At 69.3% G+C, this 18,769-nt stretch carries 15 protein-coding genes; 10 read left to right on the top strand and 5 right to left on the bottom strand.

Annotated elements, in window-relative coordinates; translation table 11 throughout:
- Window positions 1-6: 6 nt before the first annotated feature.
- The gene (locus tag DWV08_RS14915; RefSeq protein ID WP_115414519.1) at window positions 7-1,035 is read right to left on the bottom strand and encodes a LacI family DNA-binding transcriptional regulator; all 1,029 of its coding nucleotides are present in this window, start codon (window positions 1,033-1,035) and stop codon (window positions 7-9) included.
- A 310-nt stretch (window positions 1,036-1,345) separates the two neighbouring features.
- Between DWV08_RS14915 and DWV08_RS14910 the strand changes: the two genes are divergently transcribed.
- The 7 genes from DWV08_RS14910 (at window position 1,346) to DWV08_RS14880 (ending at window position 9,414) form a co-directional block, all read left to right on the top strand.
- Window positions 1,346-2,674: an extracellular solute-binding protein gene (locus tag DWV08_RS14910; protein WP_115414518.1), complete on the top strand. Its 1,329-nt coding sequence runs from the start codon at window positions 1,346-1,348 to the stop codon at window positions 2,672-2,674.
- 2 nt (window positions 2,675-2,676) lie between these two features.
- The gene (locus DWV08_RS14905) at window positions 2,677-3,723 is read left to right on the top strand and encodes a carbohydrate ABC transporter permease (RefSeq protein ID WP_241237332.1); all 1,047 of its coding nucleotides are present in this window, start codon (window positions 2,677-2,679) and stop codon (window positions 3,721-3,723) included.
- A 1-nt stretch (window position 3,724) separates the two neighbouring features.
- Entirely contained in the window at window positions 3,725-4,537 is an 813-nt protein-coding gene (locus tag DWV08_RS14900; protein ID WP_115414517.1) for a carbohydrate ABC transporter permease, read from the top strand.
- Between the two features lie 35 nt (window positions 4,538-4,572).
- Window positions 4,573-5,844 carry a Gfo/Idh/MocA family protein gene (locus DWV08_RS14895; protein ID WP_115414516.1) on the top strand — a complete coding sequence of 424 codons (1,272 nt, stop codon included), beginning with the start codon at window positions 4,573-4,575 and terminating at the stop codon, window positions 5,842-5,844.
- Complete coding sequence (locus DWV08_RS14890) at window positions 5,841-6,659, top strand: ThuA domain-containing protein (RefSeq protein WP_115414515.1); 819 nt, start codon at window positions 5,841-5,843, stop codon at window positions 6,657-6,659. The genes DWV08_RS14895 and DWV08_RS14890 overlap by 4 nt, the downstream gene beginning before the upstream one ends.
- On the top strand, window positions 6,656-7,735 hold the full coding sequence (locus tag DWV08_RS14885; RefSeq protein ID WP_115414514.1) for a Gfo/Idh/MocA family protein: 1,080 nt from the start codon (window positions 6,656-6,658) through the stop codon (window positions 7,733-7,735). The genes DWV08_RS14890 and DWV08_RS14885 overlap by 4 nt, the downstream gene beginning before the upstream one ends.
- Before the next feature lie 596 nt (window positions 7,736-8,331).
- On the top strand, window positions 8,332-9,414 hold the full coding sequence (locus DWV08_RS14880; protein WP_115414513.1) for a Gfo/Idh/MocA family protein: 1,083 nt from the start codon (window positions 8,332-8,334) through the stop codon (window positions 9,412-9,414).
- 43 nt (window positions 9,415-9,457) lie between these two features.
- Here the strand turns inward: DWV08_RS14880 and DWV08_RS14875 are convergent, their stop codons facing one another.
- From DWV08_RS14875 to DWV08_RS14865, 4 genes are all read right to left on the bottom strand, one after another.
- Window positions 9,458-11,092, bottom strand: coding sequence for an IS1634 family transposase (locus tag DWV08_RS14875; RefSeq protein WP_115414512.1), 1,635 nt, complete (start codon window positions 11,090-11,092; stop codon window positions 9,458-9,460).
- Between the two features lie 56 nt (window positions 11,093-11,148).
- Window positions 11,149-11,370 (bottom strand): hypothetical protein, encoded by a 222-nt coding sequence (locus DWV08_RS14870; RefSeq protein WP_206516752.1) that lies wholly within the window; start codon window positions 11,368-11,370, stop codon window positions 11,149-11,151.
- Window positions 11,371-11,464: 94 nt separating this feature from the next.
- A complete protein-coding gene (locus DWV08_RS16840; protein WP_127097499.1) occupies window positions 11,465-11,782 on the bottom strand; it encodes a DDE-type integrase/transposase/recombinase in 318 nt (105 codons plus the stop codon).
- Window positions 11,783-11,857: 75 nt separating this feature from the next.
- Complete coding sequence (locus tag DWV08_RS14865) at window positions 11,858-12,610, bottom strand: class F sortase (RefSeq protein ID WP_115414511.1); 753 nt, start codon at window positions 12,608-12,610, stop codon at window positions 11,858-11,860.
- A gap of 363 nt (window positions 12,611-12,973) precedes the next feature.
- On the opposite strand from DWV08_RS14865, the gene DWV08_RS14860 reads away from it, so the two are divergent.
- The 3 genes from DWV08_RS14860 to DWV08_RS14845 all read left to right on the top strand — a co-directional run bounded on the left by DWV08_RS14860 (window position 12,974) and on the right by DWV08_RS14845 (window position 18,763).
- Complete coding sequence (locus DWV08_RS14860) at window positions 12,974-15,835, top strand: Ig-like domain-containing protein (protein ID WP_162801589.1); 2,862 nt, start codon at window positions 12,974-12,976, stop codon at window positions 15,833-15,835.
- A 394-nt stretch (window positions 15,836-16,229) separates the two neighbouring features.
- Window positions 16,230-17,759 carry a mannitol dehydrogenase family protein gene (locus tag DWV08_RS14850; protein ID WP_241237331.1) on the top strand — a complete coding sequence of 510 codons (1,530 nt, stop codon included), beginning with the start codon at window positions 16,230-16,232 and terminating at the stop codon, window positions 17,757-17,759.
- The gene (locus DWV08_RS14845) at window positions 17,759-18,763 is read left to right on the top strand and encodes an L-idonate 5-dehydrogenase (RefSeq protein WP_115414508.1); all 1,005 of its coding nucleotides are present in this window, start codon (window positions 17,759-17,761) and stop codon (window positions 18,761-18,763) included. The genes DWV08_RS14850 and DWV08_RS14845 overlap by 1 nt, the downstream gene beginning before the upstream one ends.
- Window positions 18,764-18,769: the final 6 nt, after the last annotated feature.

Raw genomic sequence — 18,769 nt, 5'->3', positions numbered from 1 at the left:
GCGCCGTCACCGGCTCGGCGCGAGGCCCGTGGATTCGCGCTCGATGAGCTGGGTGCGCAGCTCGAACGGGTGGGCGAAGCGCGAGGGGTCGTCCAGCAGCGCGAGCAGCCGCTCGATCGCCACCTGCCCGAGGGAGAACAACGGCTGCCGCACGGCGGTGAGCTGCGGCTGGGTCCAGCGGGTGATCATCGTGTCGTCGAAGCCGACGATCGAGAGATCCGCCGGGATCTCGAGGCCGCGCGCCCGGGCGGCGCGCATCGCCCCGTGGGCGAGGTTGTCGGAGGCGGCGAAGAGCGCCGTGGGCGGATCGGCGAGCGCGAGCAGCCGCGCAGCCCCCTCCTCCCCCAGCTCGGCGCTGAAGTCACCGCCGTGGACGAGCTCCTCGTCGAACGGGATGCCCGCCGCGGCGAGCGCGCTGCGATACCCCTCGGCCCGCTGCTGGCCGGGCACGGAGCCCTCGGGGCCGTTGAGCAGCCCGATCCTGCGGTGTCCGAGCTCGAGCAGGTGCCGCACGGCGCTGCGCCCCCCCTCCCAGTTCGTCGCGGAGACGGCGAGCAGGCCCTCCACGGAGGGGTCGTGCAGGATCGGGTCCACCACGATCAGGGGCAGGCGCAGGCTCCGGCTCCAGCGCACGTGCTGGGCGCCGATCGGGGCGGTGAGCGCGACCACGCCGTCCACCCCGGAGCCGGCGGCCTCCGCCATCCAGGTCCGCGACAGGCCGGCCCCGTCGGAGCTCACCACGAGGAGGTCCGCGCCCGCCTGCCGTGCGGCGGATTCCGCCCCGGCGAGGACCCCCATCACGTAGGGACTGTCCGCCACCTCGAGGTGGAGGACGATCCGGCGGCGACCGACGGCACGGCGCGGACGCTGCGCATACCCGAGCCTCTGGGCGGCCTCGGCCACCTTCTCCCGGGTGCTCGCGCTGACCGCTCCCCGGCCGTTCATCGCCTTCGACGCGGTGGCCAGGGAGACCTCGGCCGCCTCCGCCACCTGCGCCAGCGTGACCGACGCCCGGGACCTCCGTGTCGCACTCATGCAGCAGAGCATACCGGCGAGCGAAAGTTTCGTTGCGCGGAGAGCCCGCGCGGTTCGGGCGGACCCCGAACTCCCGACGAGGCGCCACGCAGCCGCGAGGGCAACGGCGGCACGGCGCATCCCACCGCCGCCTTCCGTGCCATCGCCGCATACTCACAGGTCACATCGCACTATCCCGTCCCCCATGTCTCGATCCGGCAACACAGTTGACCCCTGGTGACGCCGTTGGTAAATTGCGCTTACTTACCGGCGACGGCCACCTGGCCGACGCCTCGGACCTCCCCGTCACCGTCGACACCAGGAGCACGCCATGCGAAACTTTTCTCTCTCCCGCCGCAGCATGCTCGGCGCCACCGCCGGACTCTCCGCCCTGACCCTCGGCGCCTGCGGCACCGCGGGCCCCGGTTCCAGCAGCGGCGGAGGCGGAGGCGCCTCGGCCTCGTACTGGGCCCTCTCGGGCGAGCCCAACGAGACCATCTACGGAGACTCCGTGGAGGCCTTCAACGAGGGCGACCAGGGCACCATCGATCTCACGTTCTTCCAGAACGACGCCTACAAGCAGAAGATCCGCACCGCGATCGGCGCCGGCGAGGCGCCCACGATCATCTACGGCTGGGGCGGCGGCGGCCTGCGCACCTATGCGGAGGAGTCCCAGGTCGACGACCTCACCTCGTGGCTGGACGAGAACGCCGAGTACCGGGACCGCTTCGTGGAGTCCGTCTGGGCCGCCGCCTCGGTGGACGAGAAGGTCTACGCCCTCCCCCAGGGCGCGACCCAGCCGATCATCCTGTTCCAGAACACCGCCGTGCTCGAGGACATCGGGGCGGAGGCGCCCGAGACCTGGGATCAGCTGCTCGACGTGGTCGAGAAGGCGAACTCCGCCGGGGTCGCGCCGATCTCCCTGGCCGGCCAGTCGCGCTGGACCTCGATGATGTGGCTCGAGTACCTGCTGGACCGCATCGGCGGCCCCGACGTCTTCGCGCGCATCGCTGCGGGCGACGCGGAGGCCTGGCTCGACGACTCCGTCATCGCGATGGGCGAGAAAGTGGTGGAGCTGCTGGACGCGAGCGCCTTCGCCGACGGCTTCGAGTCGATGGCCGCGGACTCCAACACCGACCAGGCGCTGCTGTGGACCGATCAGGCCGCGCTCATGCTCCACGGCGGCTGGACCTTCGGCAGCATGAAGGCCAGCGGCGGCGACTTCGTCTCCTCGGGCCGGCTCGGCTACGGCCCCTTCCCCACGATCGACGGCGGCGCCGGTGAGCTGGCGAACCTCGTGGGCAACCCCTGCAACTACCTCTCGGTCTCCTCCGCGGCGAGCGACGAGGAGAAGGAGGTCGCCCTGGCGTTCCTGCGCGACGGCGCGATGTCCGACCAGGTGGCCACGGATCTCATCGCCTCCGGATCGGTGCCCGTGATCGTGGGCCAGGAGGAGGCGCTGGCGGCGAGCGAGGATGCCGACTACCTGCAGTGGGTCTACACCTCGCTGCAGGACGCTCCGGCCTTCACACAGTCCTGGGATCAGGCGCTCCAGCCCACCGAGGCGGAGACCCTGCTGGTCAACATCGAGCAGCTCTTCCTCGGCGCGATCGGTCCCGAGCAGTTCGCGGAGAACATGGCCGCGGGCAAGGGGGCGTGAGCATGACGGCCCTGTCCTCCTCCCCGGGGTCCGGAGCCCTGCCCGCCGCGGCGCGGGCGGGGGCCGACGGTGCGACCGCCGCCCGGTCGAGCACCCCGTCGGCCGGGGCGGTCTCCGACGCCCCGCTCTCGGCGGCCGGCGCGCCGACCGCGTCCCGTACGCGGGGGCCGCGCGAGGAGCGTGTGCAGCTCTCCCATCTCCTGTTCGCCCTGCCGGCCCTGGCGTTCTTCGGGGTCTTCGCCCTGCTGCCGCTGGTCGGCGTGGTGGCGCTGTCCTTCACCAGCTGGAACGGCATCGGCGCGATCGAGTTCACGGGCCTGACCAGCTGGACCGACGCGCTCACCCGCTCCACCACCTGGCACGGCCTGGCCCTGGTGGTGCTGATGGTCGTGGCGACCTGGCTGCTGCAGACCCCGCTCAGCATCCTGCTGGGCGCCTTCCTCGCGGGCCAGCAGCGCTACCGGAACCTGCTGGCGATCCTGTACTTCCTGCCGCTGCTGCTCTCCTCCGCGGCGATCGCGATCACCTTCAAGTCGCTGCTGGACCCGAACTTCGGGCTCGCCAACGGCCTGGACATGCCGCTGCTGAGGCAGAACTGGCTGGGGGACCCCGTGCTGGTGTGGGTGGTGCTGCTGTTCATCATCGCCTGGCAGTTCATCCCCTTCCACACCCTCATCTACCAGGGTGCGGTGCGGCAGATCCCCCACACGATGTACGAGGCCGCGCAGATCGACGGCGCGGGCCGCGTGCGGCAGTTCTTCTCGATCACCCTGCCGCAGCTGAAGTACACGCTGATCACCAGCTCCACCCTGATGGTGGTGGGCGCCCTGACCTACTTCGACATCATCTTCGTCCTCACCCAGGGCGGGCCGGGCATCGCCACCCGGATCCTGCCCCTGGACATGTACCTCACCGGCTTCCGCGGCAACGAGATGGGCGTGGCCAGCGCTCTCGCCGTGATGCTCGTGGTGATCGGGCTGAGCCTTGCGCTCGGCGTTCAGCGGCTCGGCGGCCGGGACTCCTCCGCCAGCCAGATGGAAGGAGCCTGACATGCAGCGCAACTGGATCGGCGGCGCCTTCGGCTGGCTGTGGCTCGGCGTCGTCCTGCTCCCGATCTACTTCGTGCTCATCACGAGCCTGAAGTCGATCTCCACCTACTTCGGCTCCAATCCGGTGCTCCCGTCGCTGCCGCTGGCGTTCGAGAACGTCACCGCGGTGCTCGAGGCGGACTTCACCCGCTACCTGCTCAACAGCATCATCGTCGCGGCCGGGACCGTGATCCCGCTGGTGCTGATGGCCTTCATGGCCTCGTACTCCATCGTGCGCGGCACACGGCGCGTGTTCGGCCCCGTGCGGAGCCTGTTCCTGCTGGGCCTCGCGATCCCGGTGCAGGCCACCATCGTGCCGATCTACCTGATGATCATCCGGATGCACATGTACGACTCGCTGGTGGCGCTGATGATCCCCGCGATCGCCTTCGGGCTGCCGCTCAGCATCCTCATCATCGCCAACTCCCTGCGCGACGTCCCCAAGGAGCTCTTCGAGGCGATGGACATCGACGGCTCCACCGAGTGGCAGAAGATGTGGCGCCTCGCCTTCCCGATCGTGCGACCTGCGCTGATCACCGTGGCCGTCTACCAGACGCTCATGTCCTGGAACGGGTTCCTGTTCCCGCTGATCCTCACGCAGAGCCCGGAGCAGCGCACGCTGCCTCTGGCACTGTGGAGCTTCCAGGGCGAGTACGCCACCAACGTGCCGGTGGTGATGGCCGCCGTGGTGCTGTCCTCGATCCCGATCGTGCTGCTGTACGCGTTCGGTCGCCGCTACCTGGTCAGCGGCATGACCGCCGGATCCGGCAAGTGACCCCCACCCCGACCTCGAAGGAGACATCGTCGTCCATGAGTGACCAGACCTCCCCCGCACCCCTGAACGTCGGCCTGATCGGCTACGGCTTCATGGGCGCCGCCCACTCCCATGCCTGGCGCACGGCGCACCGGTTCTTCGACCTGCCGCGCACCCCGGTGCTGCACACGATCGCGGGCCGCACGGAGGCCTCGGTCGCCGACGCCGCCGCGCGGTACGGCTTCACCGCGCACACCACCCGGTGGCAGGACCTCCTCGAGGACCCTGAGATCGACGTGATCGACATCTGCTCCCCCGGCGACACCCACCACGAGATCACCCTCGCCGCGCTCGCCGCGGGCAAGCACGTGCTGTGCGAGAAGCCGCTGGCGAACTCGGTGGCGGAGTCCGAGGAGATGACGGCGGCCGCGGTGGCCGCCGCCCGGGACGGCATCCTCTCGCTCTGCGGCTTCTCCTACCGCCGCACCCCGGCTCTCGCCTATGCGCGGCAGCTCGTCGAGGAGGGGTTCGTGGGCGAGATCCGGCAGGTCCGCGCCCAGTACCTGCAGGACTGGCTCTCCGACGCGGACGCCCCCATGACCTGGAGGCTCGACAAGGACACGGCCGGCTCCGGGGCGCTCGGGGACATCGGCGCGCACGTCATCGACCTCACCCAGTGGATCACCGGGCTCGACATCGAGGCGGTCTCCGCCACCCTCACCACCGTCGTGCCCACCCGGCCCGTCGCCGGGTCGGCGCAGGGCCTCGGCGGGAAGGGGGATGCCTCCGGCGAGCGCGGCCGGGTCACGGTCGACGACACCGCCCTGTTCACGGCACGCTTCGCGGGCGGGGTGCTGGGCCAGTTCGAGGCCACCCGCATGGCCACCGGGCGCAAGAACGCGATCCGGGTGGAGATCAACGGCGCGAACGGCTCGATCGCCTTCGACTTCGAGCGGATGAACGAGCTGGAGATCTACGACGCGACCGCGCCCGCGGGCCGACAGGGCTTCACCCGCGTGCTCACCACCGAGCCGGAGCATCCCTACGCCGCGGCGTGGTGGCCCACCGGGCACGGCCTCGGCTACGAGCACACCTTCACCCACGAGATCGCCGATCTCGTGCGCGCCATCGGGGAGGGCGTCGACCCCTCCCCCTCGTTCGCCGAGGCGCTGCACGTGCAGCGTGTGCTCGCCGCGGTCGAGGCCAGCGACGCCGACGGCTCGCGCTGGACCCCCGTCGACCCCGAGAGCACCACCGACACCGCCACCGCCACCGCCACCGCCACCGCCACCGCCACCGCCACCGATCCTCAGGAGACCACCCGATGACCGACCAGACCACCCCTGCGGCCGCCGACGCCGGCGCGCCCCGCACCGCCCTCGTCGTCCGCGGCGGCTGGGACGGCCACCAGCCCGTCGAGGCGACGAACCTGTTCATCCCGTTCCTCGAGGAGAACGGCTTCACGGTGCGGATCGAGGAGTCGCCGGCGATCTACGCCGATGCCGAGTACATGGCCACGGTGGACCTCATCGTCCAGTGCAACACCATGAACACGATCGAGAGGCCCCAGTTCGAGGGGCTGCGCGCCGCGATCGAGGCGGGCACCGGCATGGCGGGCTGGCACGGCGGGATCGCCGACAGCTACCGCAACGAGTCCGACTACCTCACCCTGATCGGCGGCCAGTTCGGGTGCCACCCGGGCAAGCACCCCGACGAGCGCAAGGGCGAGCAGGCCGACAACTACGTCCCCTACACCGTGAACATGCTCCCCGCCGCGGCGGAGCACCCGATCACCGCGGGGATCAGCGACTTCGACCTGGTCACCGAGCAGTACTGGGTGCTCAGCGACGACCTCATCGACGTGCTCGCGACCACCACGCAGAAGGTGCGGGAGTGGGACCCGTGGCATCGCGAGGTCACCTCCCCGGCGCTGTGGACGCGGCAGTGGGGCGAGGGGCGGATCTTCGTCTCCACCCCCGGGCACCGGGTGGAGGTCCTGGAGGATCCGAACGTCCGCACGCTCATCGAGCGGGGCATGCTGTGGGCCGCACGCGGCAGCGCCATGCCCTACGGGGAGCACGGCACGACGGGCCGCGGCACGACGGCACACACCACGACGACCACGACGGAGGCAGCACGATGAAGGTGGGCATGATCGGGTGCGGTGTCATCTCGCGCCAGTACCTGGAGAGTGTCGAGACGCTGCCGGACGTGCAGCTCGTCGCCGTCGCGGATCTGGACCGCGCCCGCGCCGAGACCGCCGCCGAGGGCCGCGAGGGGGTGCGGGTGCTCAGCGTCGACGAGCTGATCGCCGATGACGAGGTGGACACCGTCCTGAACCTCACCATCCCCGCCGCCCACGCCGAGGTGGATCTGCGCGCCATCGCCGCCAGCAAGAACGTCTACTCGGAGAAGCCCTTCGCGGTGACCACCGAGGAGGGCGCGCAGGTGCTCGCCGCCGCGCAGGAGGCGGGCGTGCTGGTGGGCTCGGCACCGGACACCGTGCTGGGCACCGGCACGCAGACGGCGCGCGCGGTGATCGACGACGGGCTGATCGGCACCCCGATCGCGGCGATGGCCACGATGGTCACGCCGGGGCATGAGCGCTGGCATCCGCAGCCGGACTTCTACTACGTCCCCGGCGGCGGCCCGCTGCTGGACATGGGCCCGTACTACATCCACGCCCTGGTCACGCTGCTGGGGCCGGTGCAGGCGGTGGTGGGCGCCGCGAGCCGGCTGCGCACCGAGCGCACCATCGGCTCCGGCCCGCGCGAGGGGGAGACCATCCCGGTGAGCACCGACACGCACGTCACCGGTGTGCTCGTGCACGAGTCCGGGGTGCTCTCCACGCTGGTGATGAGCTTCGACGCGGTCGCGACCTCGGCGCACCCGATCGAGATCCACGGCACCGGCGGCACCCTCGCCGTCCCGGATCCCAACCGCTTCGACGGGGACGTGCAGCTGTACGCCCTCGGCGGCGACGGCTGGCAGACCCTGCCCGTCACCGGTGGCTACGAGGAGACCGGGCGCGGCATCGGGCTGCAGGACATGGCGGTGCGAGGCGCTGATCTGCGCGCCTCCGGGGAGCTGGGCCAGCACGTGCTCGAGGTGATGAACGGGGTGCTCGAGGCCGCGCACGGCGGCGGCCGCGTCGAGATCACCAGCACCGTCGAGCGGCCGGCGGCGGTGCCGCTCACCCCGTCGGCCGTGCAGGTCTGAGACGCGGACGGGCGGCCGTCGGCCCGGCCCGATGTCGGGGGCCGACGGACTGCTCACGGCCGGCCCGCCGCTCGGCGGGCCGGCTGGCCGTGGCACGTTCGAGCGCTGACCAGCACCTCGCGGCGCGAACCCGGCATGGAACGGAACGCGACCATGCGTGCAAGGCTCCGCAACTGCGCTGCGGGATCGATGCCCCGGGAGGTCAGAGAGCCGAGCAGGGGCAGCTCCCGACCCGGTCCGCCGCGCAGCCGCGCCGCCCCGGCGGCCCACCCCGGCAGCTCGTCGAGGCGCCCCGCCTACGCGGCCCGCCCGTGCGCTCCGTGCAGGCTTCCCACCCAGGCGCCCGGTGCAGATGCCCAGGTCAGGTGCCTCGTGCCAGAGCCTTGCACGCATGGTCGTGTTTCGTTCCACGCGGCGTGGCTGCACAGGCAGGCGCCCTCCGGAGGCCCCTGCATGCCGGCAGCCGGTGCATGCGGGCGGCTCGGCGAGACCCTGGCAACCGGTGGCACCGCCCCCGGGCGCCCCGGCCCGTGACCGAGACTGGAGACGACTGCGGCTCGTTGTCCCGCGCCGCCCCTCGACCGAAAGGACTGTCGATGCCCGCCTCCGAAGGCGCCAACTACGCCCCCGCCGCGATGCCGAAGCCGGTGGTCGAGCCCGGTGAGTTCGTGTTCGCCGCGATGCATCTCGATCACGGCCACATCGGCGGCATGACGCAGGGCCTGCTCGGCGCCGGCGGCACCCTGAAGTGGGTGTACGACCCGCAGCCGGAGCGCGCCGCCGCGTTCAAGGAGCAGTTCCCGCAGGTCACGATCGCCTCCAGCGAGGAGGAGGTGCTCAACGATCCCGAGGTGCACCTGGTCGCCGCCGCCGCCGTCCCGGTGGATCGCGCCCCGCTCGGCATCCGCGTGATGGAGGCCGGGAAGGACTACTTCACCGACAAGACCCCGCTGATCTCCCTCGAGCAGCTCGCCCAGGCGAAGGCCGCCGTGGAGCGCACCGGCAAGAAGTACATGGTGTACTACTCCGAGCGGATCCACGTCGAGGCCGCCGTGCTCGCCACCCAGCTCATCCAGAAGGGCGCGATCGGCACAGTCCTGCAGGTCACGGGCATGGGCCCGCATCGCATGGGCGACCCCTCCTCCCGCCCCGACTGGTTCTTCGAGCGCGCCCGCTACGGCGGCATCCTCACCGACATCGGCTCGCACAACTTCGAGCAGATGCTCACGTTCACCGGCTCCGAGGACGCGGAGATCCTCTCCTCCTCGATCGGCAACTTCGGCAACCCCGGCACCCCCGAGCTCGACGACTTCGGCGACGCGCACATCGCGCTCTCCTCCGGCGCGACCGGCTTCGTGCGCGTGGACTGGTTCACGCCGTCGGGCCTGCGCACCTGGGGCGACGGTCGCACGTTCGTGGTGGGCACCGAGGGCTACCTCGAGCTGCGCAAGTACGTAGACGTCACCACCGACAACGGCCCCAACCAGGTCATCCTCGTGGACGCCGAGGGCGAGCACCGCCTCGAGGCCGACGGCAAGGTGGGCTACCCCTTCTTCGGCGAGCTGGTGCTGGACCTCCTGCACCGCACCGAGAACGCGATGACCCAGGAGCACGCCTTCAAGGCCGTGGAGCTGGCGCTGAAGGCCCAGGAGCAGGCGCGGGAGCTCACCGGGCGCTGAGCCACACCGCACCGCGTCGTTCGACCTGACTTGGCTCATTTCGTTAGTGCGTGGGTTCGGGTGTCTGGATCTGTTCGATGAGTCTGGTCAGCTCGTCGGGCACGTGGGGCGGGAAGGTCTGGGTGGTGCCGTTGATCGCGATGGTCGCTGAGCGCAGGGGCCGGAGCTTCTTGATGACGTTGCCGATCGCGAGGCCAGTGCGCTGCTGGACGGCCCTGGAGACGGCCAGTGCCGCGAAGACCAGTGGGAGGTGGGCTTCGATCGCGTCTCGACTATGGTGGAACATGGGCCTGGCCTGCAGGTCCGCCTTAGACATGCGGAACGACTGCTCAACACGCCAGAGGTCGTGGTAGCTCGAGATCACCTCTCGTGGCGGCATCTCGGGTGCTGGGATGTTGGTGACGTAGCCCTTCAGCCCGGCCACGGAGCGGGCACGGTCGATGTTCTTCTGGTCCAGGTGGCGGCCACCAGCGGTGGTCTTGACGAAGCGGGCGTTCTTGACCGGCTTGTCGCCGTCGATGATCGCGCGGGCCCGGTTCTCCTGAGCGGTGAGCGTCTTGTGGTCCCGCACTCCGCGCTTGCGGGAGAACGACCACACGACCCGCCACGAGTGGGAGTGCTGCTTCGGGTCCCAGGTCGGCTCAGCCCGCAGGGCACGATCGTTGACCTGCGAGTTGCCGTGCCGGGGCGTGACCGTGTCGATGACCTGCCCGTCGGCGAAGGCATCGCCGTGCCAGTGGACGTGACTGTCCAGGTCGTGCGGGGCCTTGGTCTGCCGCGACCCGACGATGAACCGCAGGCCTGCCTCGTCCAGCTCGCGGAGGTTGTCCGCGGAGAGCATGCCGGCATCGGCCACCACGACGATGTCCGCAAGCCCGTGGCGGTCCTGGAACTGACAAATGACCGGCAGGATCGTCTTGGTCTCGGCCTTGTTCCCCTCGAAACGGCCGATCTCCAGCGGGAACCCCCGACGATCCACCAGCAGGCCGACAACGATCTGCGGGTCGACCCTCCGCTTCTTGGAGAATCCCACTTTGCGGAGGTCGTCTTCCTTCTCGGCCTCGAAGTAGAGGGTGGTGACGTCGTAGAGGACCAGCGAGATGTCACCGCGGCTCCAGACGTGCTCGAAGCACTTCGAGGCGATGGCGGCACGGTAGTCGTCCTCGAGCACGGACCGCAGGTGCCGCTTCACAGTGGCGTAGCTGACCGGTGAGGCGCCGAGGTCGGCCAGGACCCGGGCGGCGTCGCGTTTCGAGGTCGGCTCGACAATCCGCGCGATCACCAGATCCCGGAAGACAGCGTCATCGACCTCATCGAACCCCAGCGACGCATATGCACTGGTCAGCACGTCATAGAGGAGATGGCTCGAGGTGGACTGCACCCGCCCGGTCCCGTCACGGCCCTCCTCACACTGTGCCGGTGGCATAAGGAGCTCGCCCTGCTGCTCAGCAGGTGGCTGGATCCGAGTCACGACGGGTTCCGGGCTCACGCCCAGATCGAGTGCCTCCTGGGCCGGGTCCTCGAGAAGCTGTTGGCCCTTCTCCAACAGCACACCGAGCTCCGCCTCGGTATGCGCGGAGCCGAGATGCTCGATGATCCGCTGACGCCCCTGCGCGTACTCCGCGATCTGCACGGCCGTGGCCCCCGACTTCGTTCGAACCCGCCTGATGAACGCCACCCAACGAGCCTAGAACACCCCGGATTAGTGCGTGAACCTAGCCCACTCAAGCACCATCAACCCAGGTCACAGCCCCGCGCCAGGCGAACAGCTGACGACGTGAGCCAAGTCAGGACGCCTTGCTGGCCGCAACCGTGGCACCAGTTGTCCGGTTCGAGCACGCGACACTCCAACACCGATCGGTGCGGCTCGATCAGCTGCCCCGTCACGGTCAGGCCCAGCCGGTCAAGCTGGCTGAAGGTATCGAGATCGGGCGCGGTGAAGGTAGCGTTGAGCACGTCGAGGTCTTCCAGATGGCGAGCGTAGGAACTTCCATCATCGGGAGACCTCGACGTCTATCCCGACACCGCCGCGCCGCCAGCTCCTACACCCTCATCTGTGAAGAGCCACTAAATTCCCAGGTGAGAAGGGGCTTCCTTCCCATTCCCGTTGCCAGAGCGCGATGCGCAGTGGGGTCATGACCAGGTCAACTTGCTTCGAGGTGGAAGCGTGCCAGCCGACAATCCGCGGGGCGAACAAGCCCACGACGAACGCGAAGTAGACGAACCCCGCCCAGGTGCGGACGTAGGTGAAGTCGGCGACCCACACCAGGTTCGGAGCTGCCGCGGTGAAGTCACGATTCAACAGGTCACCGGCACGTTTCCCGTCCGGAGCACCACGAACACCTACAGACGATTCACCCTGACTCACGACTCCAGAGCGTGCACCAGGAACGGTCGTTGGCGGTGCGCCGTGGGCGAACCTGCGCCCTGACGCATTGAGGTCTCAGCCACCGGTCATAGGCACAGCCGTGACGACGATGTTGTCTTCATGCGTCCACCTGCCGTCGTCTGTACGAACCACCTCGCCACCGCAGGTCACGAGTACGAGGCGACGTTCTCCGCTGGTCTCGAATATCTCCTTGGGAAGCTTCTGCTTGTTGTAGGAGGTTATCGACGTAATAGCCCACACCGTCGCCCTGCCCTCTGCGTCCGTCGTCACGACGGATGCTCCGGGCTCAGCGAGGCCGAGGAGGAAGAGCGCGCCAGGATTGCCCCCCTGTGTGACGTGGCCAGCGATGAGGGAACTGCCAGTATCTGCGTCGAGCGCGGACGTGGTTTCCAGGAGGCCAACATCGGCCAGATCTGCGGGAAGGGACATCGCTCCGTCCTCAACGCCCTCGCGCACGATAGAGGCCTCGACCGGCAACGACGGGACCACGAGCATGTCTGCGGGGAGATTGTCGGTCCGATCGCCGGCGACCACCTCGCTCCACACCGATTGCACGGGGTCAGTACGGACATAGGGCCCGAGGTCGCCAGGGGGAGGCTCGACAAGCTCAGCAGCCCCGTCGCCCGGTTCGTCCTCGGCAAGGTCCCGAGCCTCCTCGGGCGAAATCGAGACATCGACCAAGGGTGTCGGGGTTGCCTCGGGGGAGGATTCGCCGCTCCCGAGCACCACGAGCACGAGCCCCGCGACGAACACAGCTGCGCAGAAGGACAGGGTGGCGACCAGTGGCGCGAAGCGCGTACGAGCCACAAGAGACCTTTCTGGAGTCAGGCGGACAGGCGGGCCCCTCGCAACCTTACAGGGCGACGAAAGGCGATACAGACGTCGCCCTACAGGATTCACTATACATTCACGATGCGTTCGGGGACATGGACGGATGTGACTTCGACCTTCCCAGGACCTCCTCAGCTATGTACCGTGTGTCACGGTGACAGACGTGGCACACGAACTGCCTCCAGACGTCGCCACACCCAAGGCGTGCCGCGCCCGTGATGCGCCCCACCGATTCACTGGAGGTTCTCTATGCCTGCCCCCCGCAGAGTCGATCAAGAGCCAGCGCCGCCTCAGAGCGCTAATGGCCCTCGCTGCGCCGACCGAGGCCGATTGAGCGGTGTGCGAAGCACTGCTCGACTCATCGTTGCCGCCTCTCTGGTCGCAGGTGGCTTAATTGCCCTGCCGACCGCCGCCAGCGCGGACACGGTGCGCGATGAGATCGTCACGAACAACGGTCCAAACGGACAAACTGGTCCCGGCACCTACGGACCTTACCAATTCGCAACGAGCCCAGAGGCAGGCAACTCACGCGCGCGCGCTCTGCAGGAGGTCGGATACCACAGGCAGGGGCTGTCCTTCCGCATCGGCGACAACCCAAACGCGCTCGTCGCGTTCAATCTCGCGCCGAACATCGATCAGACCGATAGCCCGAACAGCGAGGTCTCGGACTCGGCTTTCACCTTCATCGACATCGACAGCAAGGTGTATGTATTCGATGTGACCGCGACAGATGCGAACGGTCAGCCGATCGACCCCGCGGACCTCGAGGTTGACTTCGACTCCCGACAGGCCCCTGCCGGACGAATGACCTATATCGCACAGGACAACGGCGACGGAAGCATGCGGATCCGCGTCGCAGACTCGGCGCCCGCGAATGAGTCTGGCTCCACGGGCCACTCCACGAGGGTATCCATCTCCCTGGCCAATGGGCTGATCGGTGGCATCGAGTACACGAACTTCCGCAACATGAGCTGGTCCGGAGACGCCGTGCGCGTCGATGCCACGCGCGAGGTGACGACCGAAGATGAGGTTGCGCCGCCGGTTGCCGATCCTGATTCGGACACGACTCCGCAGGGCGTGCCGGTGACGGTGCCGCTGCTGGACAATGACACCCCGGGCGATTCACCGATCGATCCGACGCTGACCACTCTGCTGGACGAGAACGGCGAGCCGGTCGACTCGGTCGAGATCCCGGATGTCGGCACGTTCACCGTGGACGACGACGGCAACGCGGTCTTCACGCCAGTGCCTGAATTCACGGGCGAGACCCCCGCGGTTCCGTACCGGATCACCGATGAAGATGGCCAGACCGCTGACTCCACCGTGACAGTCACGGTCGAGCCGGGCGAGGTTGCGCCGCCGGTTGCCGATCCTGATTCGGACACGACTCCGCAGGGCGTGCCGGTGACGGTGCCGCTGCTGGACAATGACACCCCGGGCGATTCACCGATCGATCCGACGCTGACCACTCTGCTGGACGAGAACGGCGAGCCGGTCGACTCGGTCGAGATCCCGGATGTCGGCACGTTCACCGTGGACGACGACGGCAACGCGGTCTTCACGCCAGTGCCTGAATTCACGGGCGAGACCCCCGCGGTTCCGTACCGGATCACCGATGAAGATGGCCAGACCGCTGACTCCACCGTGACAGTCACGGTCGAGCCGGGCGAGGTTGCGCCGCCGGTTGCCGATCCTGATTCGGACACGACTCCGCAGGGCGTGCCGGTGACGGTGCCGCTGCTGGACAATGACACCCCGGGCGATTCACCGATCGATCCGACGCTGACCACTCTGCTGGACGAGAACGGCGAGCCGGTCGACTCGGTCGAGATCCCGGATGTCGGCACGTTCACCGTGGACGACGACGGCAACGCGGTCTTCACGCCAGTGCCTGAATTCACGGGCGAGACCCCCGCGGTTCCGTACCGGATCACCGATGAAGATGGCCAGACCGCTGACTCCACCGTGACAGTCACGGTCGAGCCGGGCGAGGTTGCGCCGCCGGTTGCCGATCCTGATTCGGACACGACTCCGCAGGGCGTGCCGGTGACGGTGCCGCTGCTGGACAATGACACCCCGGGCGATTCACCGATCGATCCGACGCTGACCACTCTGCTGGACGAGAACGGCGAGCCGGTCGACTCGGTCGAGATCCCGGATGTCGGCACGTTCACCGTGGACGACGACGGCAACGCGGTCTTCACGCCAGTGCCTGAATTCACGGGCGAGACCCCCGCGGTTCCGTACCGGATCACCGATGAAGATGGCCAGACCGCTGACTCCACCGTGACAGTCACGGTCGAGCCGGGCGAGGTTGCGCCGCCGGTTGCCGATCCTGATTCGGACACGACTCCGCAGGGCGTGCCGGTGACGGTGCCGCTGCTGGACAATGACACCCCGGGCGATTCACCGATCGATCCGACGCTGACCACTCTGCTGGACGAGAACGGCGAGCCGGTCGACTCGGTCGAGATCCCGGATGTCGGCACGTTCACCGTGGACGACGACGGCAACGCGGTCTTCACGCCAGTGCCTGAATTCACGGGCGAGACCCCCGCGGTTCCGTACCGGATCACCGATGAAGATGGCCAGACCGCTGACTCCACCGTGACAGTCACGGTCGAGCCGGTCACTCCGGAAGCTGTGGATGACACAGCCACCACTCCTGAGAACACGCCGGTGACCGTACCCATCCTGGATAACGATGACTCGGGTGACGAGGATGTTCCACTGGATCCCACAACTGTGGACCTGATCGATCCGGAGTCGGGTGACCCAGTGGATGAGGTTACGGTTCCCGGCGAAGGCACGTTCACGGTGAATCCGGAGACGGGTGAGGTGACGTTCGCTCCGGAGGACGGTTTCTCCGGCAAGACAACGCCGTTGCTCTACACCGTTCAGGACGAGAACGGCACTCCAACGGAAGCCGAGATTGTGGTGACGGTACAGCCGGGCACCCCTGATCAGCCGGGCACCCCTGATCAGCCGGGCACCCCTGATCAGCCGGGCACCCCTGATCAGCCGGGCACCCCTGATCAGCCGGGCACCCCTGATCAGCCGGGCAACCTGGACAATCCGACGATCCCGACTGGTGACTTGCAGGCGCAGGGTCCTGGCATCGGAATGATCGTCGGCGGTGCGCTGGCATCACTGATGGCACTTGCCGGAGGGTTCGCAGCCATCAGGCGGTTCCGTCTCTGACGCGAGCTAACTTGTCGGCCCAACGGGCCATCCTAGGGCGGGCCTGGGAGCCTTCAAATGCTCTCGGGCCCGCTTTGGGTGCCTTGCCTCCTCGAGGTGGACACGCTGAGTCCGACCCGGAGGAAGCGAGACGACCTGGTCATCGGCAGGAAGACGTACTCGGCGGAGTTCCGTCGTGATGTTGTCGAGTCGTACCGCCCGACGCCGACTACCACGGTCATGGGGATCGCCGCGGAACTGGGGATCACGGACACGAAGTTGTCGAACTAGATCAAGGCAGCCGTAGTGCCGATTCGTGGCCGGTGGCGGCCGCCAGCGGCCACCTAGACTGCTGGTCACGCCGGGTTCAGCACCCGCGCACCGACGCCGCCGTCCTGCGACCAGGAGGTTCACCGTGACCGCTCCCGGCTCTGTCCCGCCGCTGGGCCGCTCCCGCCTCGGCACCGTGCCGCTGCTCGGCGCCTCCGCCCCCGAGGATCCGGCCCGTGCCGGGATCATCCACCTGGGGCTCGGCGCCTTCCATCGCGCGCACGCCGCCGTGCACACGGCGCTGGCGATGCAGGCCGAGCCCGGGGACTGGGGCATCGTCGGCTTCGCGCATCGCTCCCGCCGGGTGGTCGACCCGATGGCGCGCCAGGACGGGGTGTACTCGGTGCTGGAGCTGTCCGAGGCCGGGGCCCGGGCCGACGTCCTGAACGTGCACCGTGGCCTCGGCGTCATGGCCGAGGAGCCGCAGCGGGTGATCGCCGAGATCGCGGATCCCGCACGGAAGCTGCTCACCCTCGCCGTCTCCGAGGGCGGCTACTCCGTGTCCCCGCGCACCGGCGGTCTGGACGTGGACTCCCCCGCTCTGCGCGCCGACCTCGACGACGCCCGTTCCGAGAACCCCGCCGCCCCGCGCACCGTGATCGGCCTGCTCGCCGCGGGCCTGACCGCCCGGGCCCGCAGTGGCGCGCCGTTCGCCGTGCTGCCCTGCGACAACGTCTCCGCCGCCGGCCGCACCACCCGCCGCATGGTCACCGAGTTCCTCCAGCTCTCGGGCGCCGACGAGGACGCTCTCACCTTCGTGCGCGAGCACGTCTCCTTCCCGGACGCGATGGTGGATCGGATCGTCCCGGCCACCACCCCCGCGACGAGCGCGCAAGTGGCCGCGCTGCTCGGGGTGCAGGACGATGCGCCGGTGCGGGCCGAGCAGTTCTCGATGTGGGTGATCGAGGACGACTTCCCCGCCGGGCGGCCCGCCTGGGAGCGGGGCGGGGCGATCATGAGCTCCGAGGTGGAGAAGTACGAGCAGGTCAAGCTGCGGATTCTCAACGGCCCGCACTCGCTGATCGCCTACCTCGGGGCGCTCGACGATCGCCCGACGATCCCCGCCGCCTTCGCCGAGGACTGGATCGCAGAGGCGACCCTCGCGCTCATCCACCACGAGAACCTCCCCACCATCGACCTGCCCGCGGACCTGGACGTGAACGGGTACATCGAGGACCTCACGCATCGCTGGCGGAACCACGACCTCGGCCACCGCACGGCCCAGGTCGGGTCCGACGGGTCGATGCGCCTGCCGCAGCGGGTGCCCACCCCCGCCCTCACGCACCTGCGCGCCGGGCGGTTGCCGGCGATGCTCGCGCTCACGGTCGCGGCCTGGTTCGCGTGTGTGGTGCCGCCCGCGGGCTTCGACCCCGGCGAGCAGGCGCGTGCGATGACCGACCCGGACCAGGCCCGGCTGCAGGAGGTCGCCGCAGGCACCACCACCCCGGCCGCCCACGCGCGGGCGCTCCTGGCCAGCGGCTGCCTCTCCACCGAGCTCGCCGCGCACGAGGAGTTCACCGACCTGGTGGGCGCCCTGCTGACCACCCTCGTCTCGGTCGGACCTCGCGCCGCGGCCGCCGAGGCCCTCACCCTCTCGATGAAGGAGAACCGCTGATGAAGGCCCTCGTCATCCATGGCGCCGGAGACATCCGCTGGCAGGACGTGCCGGACGTCGAGCCCGGGCCCGACGAGGTGCGGCTGCGCATCCGGTACGTCGGGATCTGCGGCTCGGACCTGCACTACTTCTACAACGGCGCGAACGGCGCCTTCGTCATCACCGAGCCGCTCACCCCCGGCCATGAGCTCTCCGCCGTGGTGGATCTCGACCCCAGCGGCGAGTACGCGCCGGGCACCGCGGTGACGGTGCATCCGGCCGGCTACGGCACCAGCGCACCCGGCATCGAGGACCGCCCGCACCTCTGGCCGGGTGGGGACTACCTGGGCAGCGCGTCCGTCACCCCGCACAGGCAGGGCGCGGCCTCGGAGATGCTCGTGGTCACGCGCGGGAACGTGCGCCGCCTGCCCCGGTCGCTGCCGCTGGTGCGCGGGGCGCTCGCCGAGCCGCTCGCGGTCGCGCTGCACGCGGTGACGATCGCCGGGGACGTCACCGGGAAGCGATGCCTGGTGCTGGGGGCGGGCCCGATCGGGCTGCTCGCCGTCGCCTCGCTGCTGCATCGCGGCGCCGCCTCGGTGGACGTCACCGATGTGCGCCCGGAGCCGCTCGAACGGGCGCGGGCCCTCGGCGCCGAGGCCACGCTCCAGGTGCCGGACCAGGCACCCGAAAGCGGTGCGTACGACGTGGTGCTGGAGTGCTCGGCGGCCCCGGCCTCGCTCTCCTCGGGCGTGCTCGCGGTGCGCCCCGCGGGGATCCTGGTGCAGGTCGCGATCCTGCCCGACCACGACATCCCCGTGAACCTCGCGGCGCTGGTCGCGAAGGAGGTGCAGCTGCGCGGCACGCAGCGCTTCGACACCGAGATCGACGAGGCGATCGCGCTGCTGGCCGAGGATCCGCGCTTCGACGCCGTGGTCACGCAGATCCTCCCCGCCTCGGACGCGGAGGATGCCTTCGCGACCGCCCGCGACGCCTCCCGTTCCGCGAAGGTGCTGCTGGAGCTCTGAGGCGCG

Origin of the sequence: Brachybacterium saurashtrense, from assembly GCF_003355475.1 — a bacterium.
Classification (GTDB): domain Bacteria; phylum Actinomycetota; class Actinomycetes; order Actinomycetales; family Dermabacteraceae; genus Brachybacterium; species Brachybacterium saurashtrense.
The sequence above is the reverse complement of the archived record's forward strand: the minus strand, read 5'-3'. Positions and strand labels throughout refer to the sequence as shown.

Excerpts from the sequence above, each read along its gene's own strand:
- DWV08_RS14905 (WP_241237332.1), top strand. The coding sequence starts at position 2,677 with ATGACGGCCCTGTCCTCCTCCCCGGGGTCCGGAGCCCTGCCCGCCGCG.
- DWV08_RS14915 (WP_115414519.1), bottom strand. The coding sequence starts at position 1,035 with ATGAGTGCGACACGGAGGTCCCGGGCGTCGGTCACGCTGGCGCAGGTG.
- DWV08_RS14845 (WP_115414508.1), top strand. The coding sequence starts at position 17,759 with ATGAAGGCCCTCGTCATCCATGGCGCCGGAGACATCCGCTGGCAGGAC.
- DWV08_RS14910 (WP_115414518.1), top strand. The coding sequence starts at position 1,346 with ATGCGAAACTTTTCTCTCTCCCGCCGCAGCATGCTCGGCGCCACCGCC.
- DWV08_RS14890 (WP_115414515.1), top strand. The coding sequence starts at position 5,841 with ATGACCGACCAGACCACCCCTGCGGCCGCCGACGCCGGCGCGCCCCGC.
- DWV08_RS14895 (WP_115414516.1), top strand. The coding sequence starts at position 4,573 with ATGAGTGACCAGACCTCCCCCGCACCCCTGAACGTCGGCCTGATCGGC.
- DWV08_RS14900 (WP_115414517.1), top strand. The coding sequence starts at position 3,725 with ATGCAGCGCAACTGGATCGGCGGCGCCTTCGGCTGGCTGTGGCTCGGC.
- DWV08_RS14880 (WP_115414513.1), top strand. The coding sequence starts at position 8,332 with ATGCCCGCCTCCGAAGGCGCCAACTACGCCCCCGCCGCGATGCCGAAG.
- DWV08_RS14885 (WP_115414514.1), top strand. The coding sequence starts at position 6,656 with ATGAAGGTGGGCATGATCGGGTGCGGTGTCATCTCGCGCCAGTACCTG.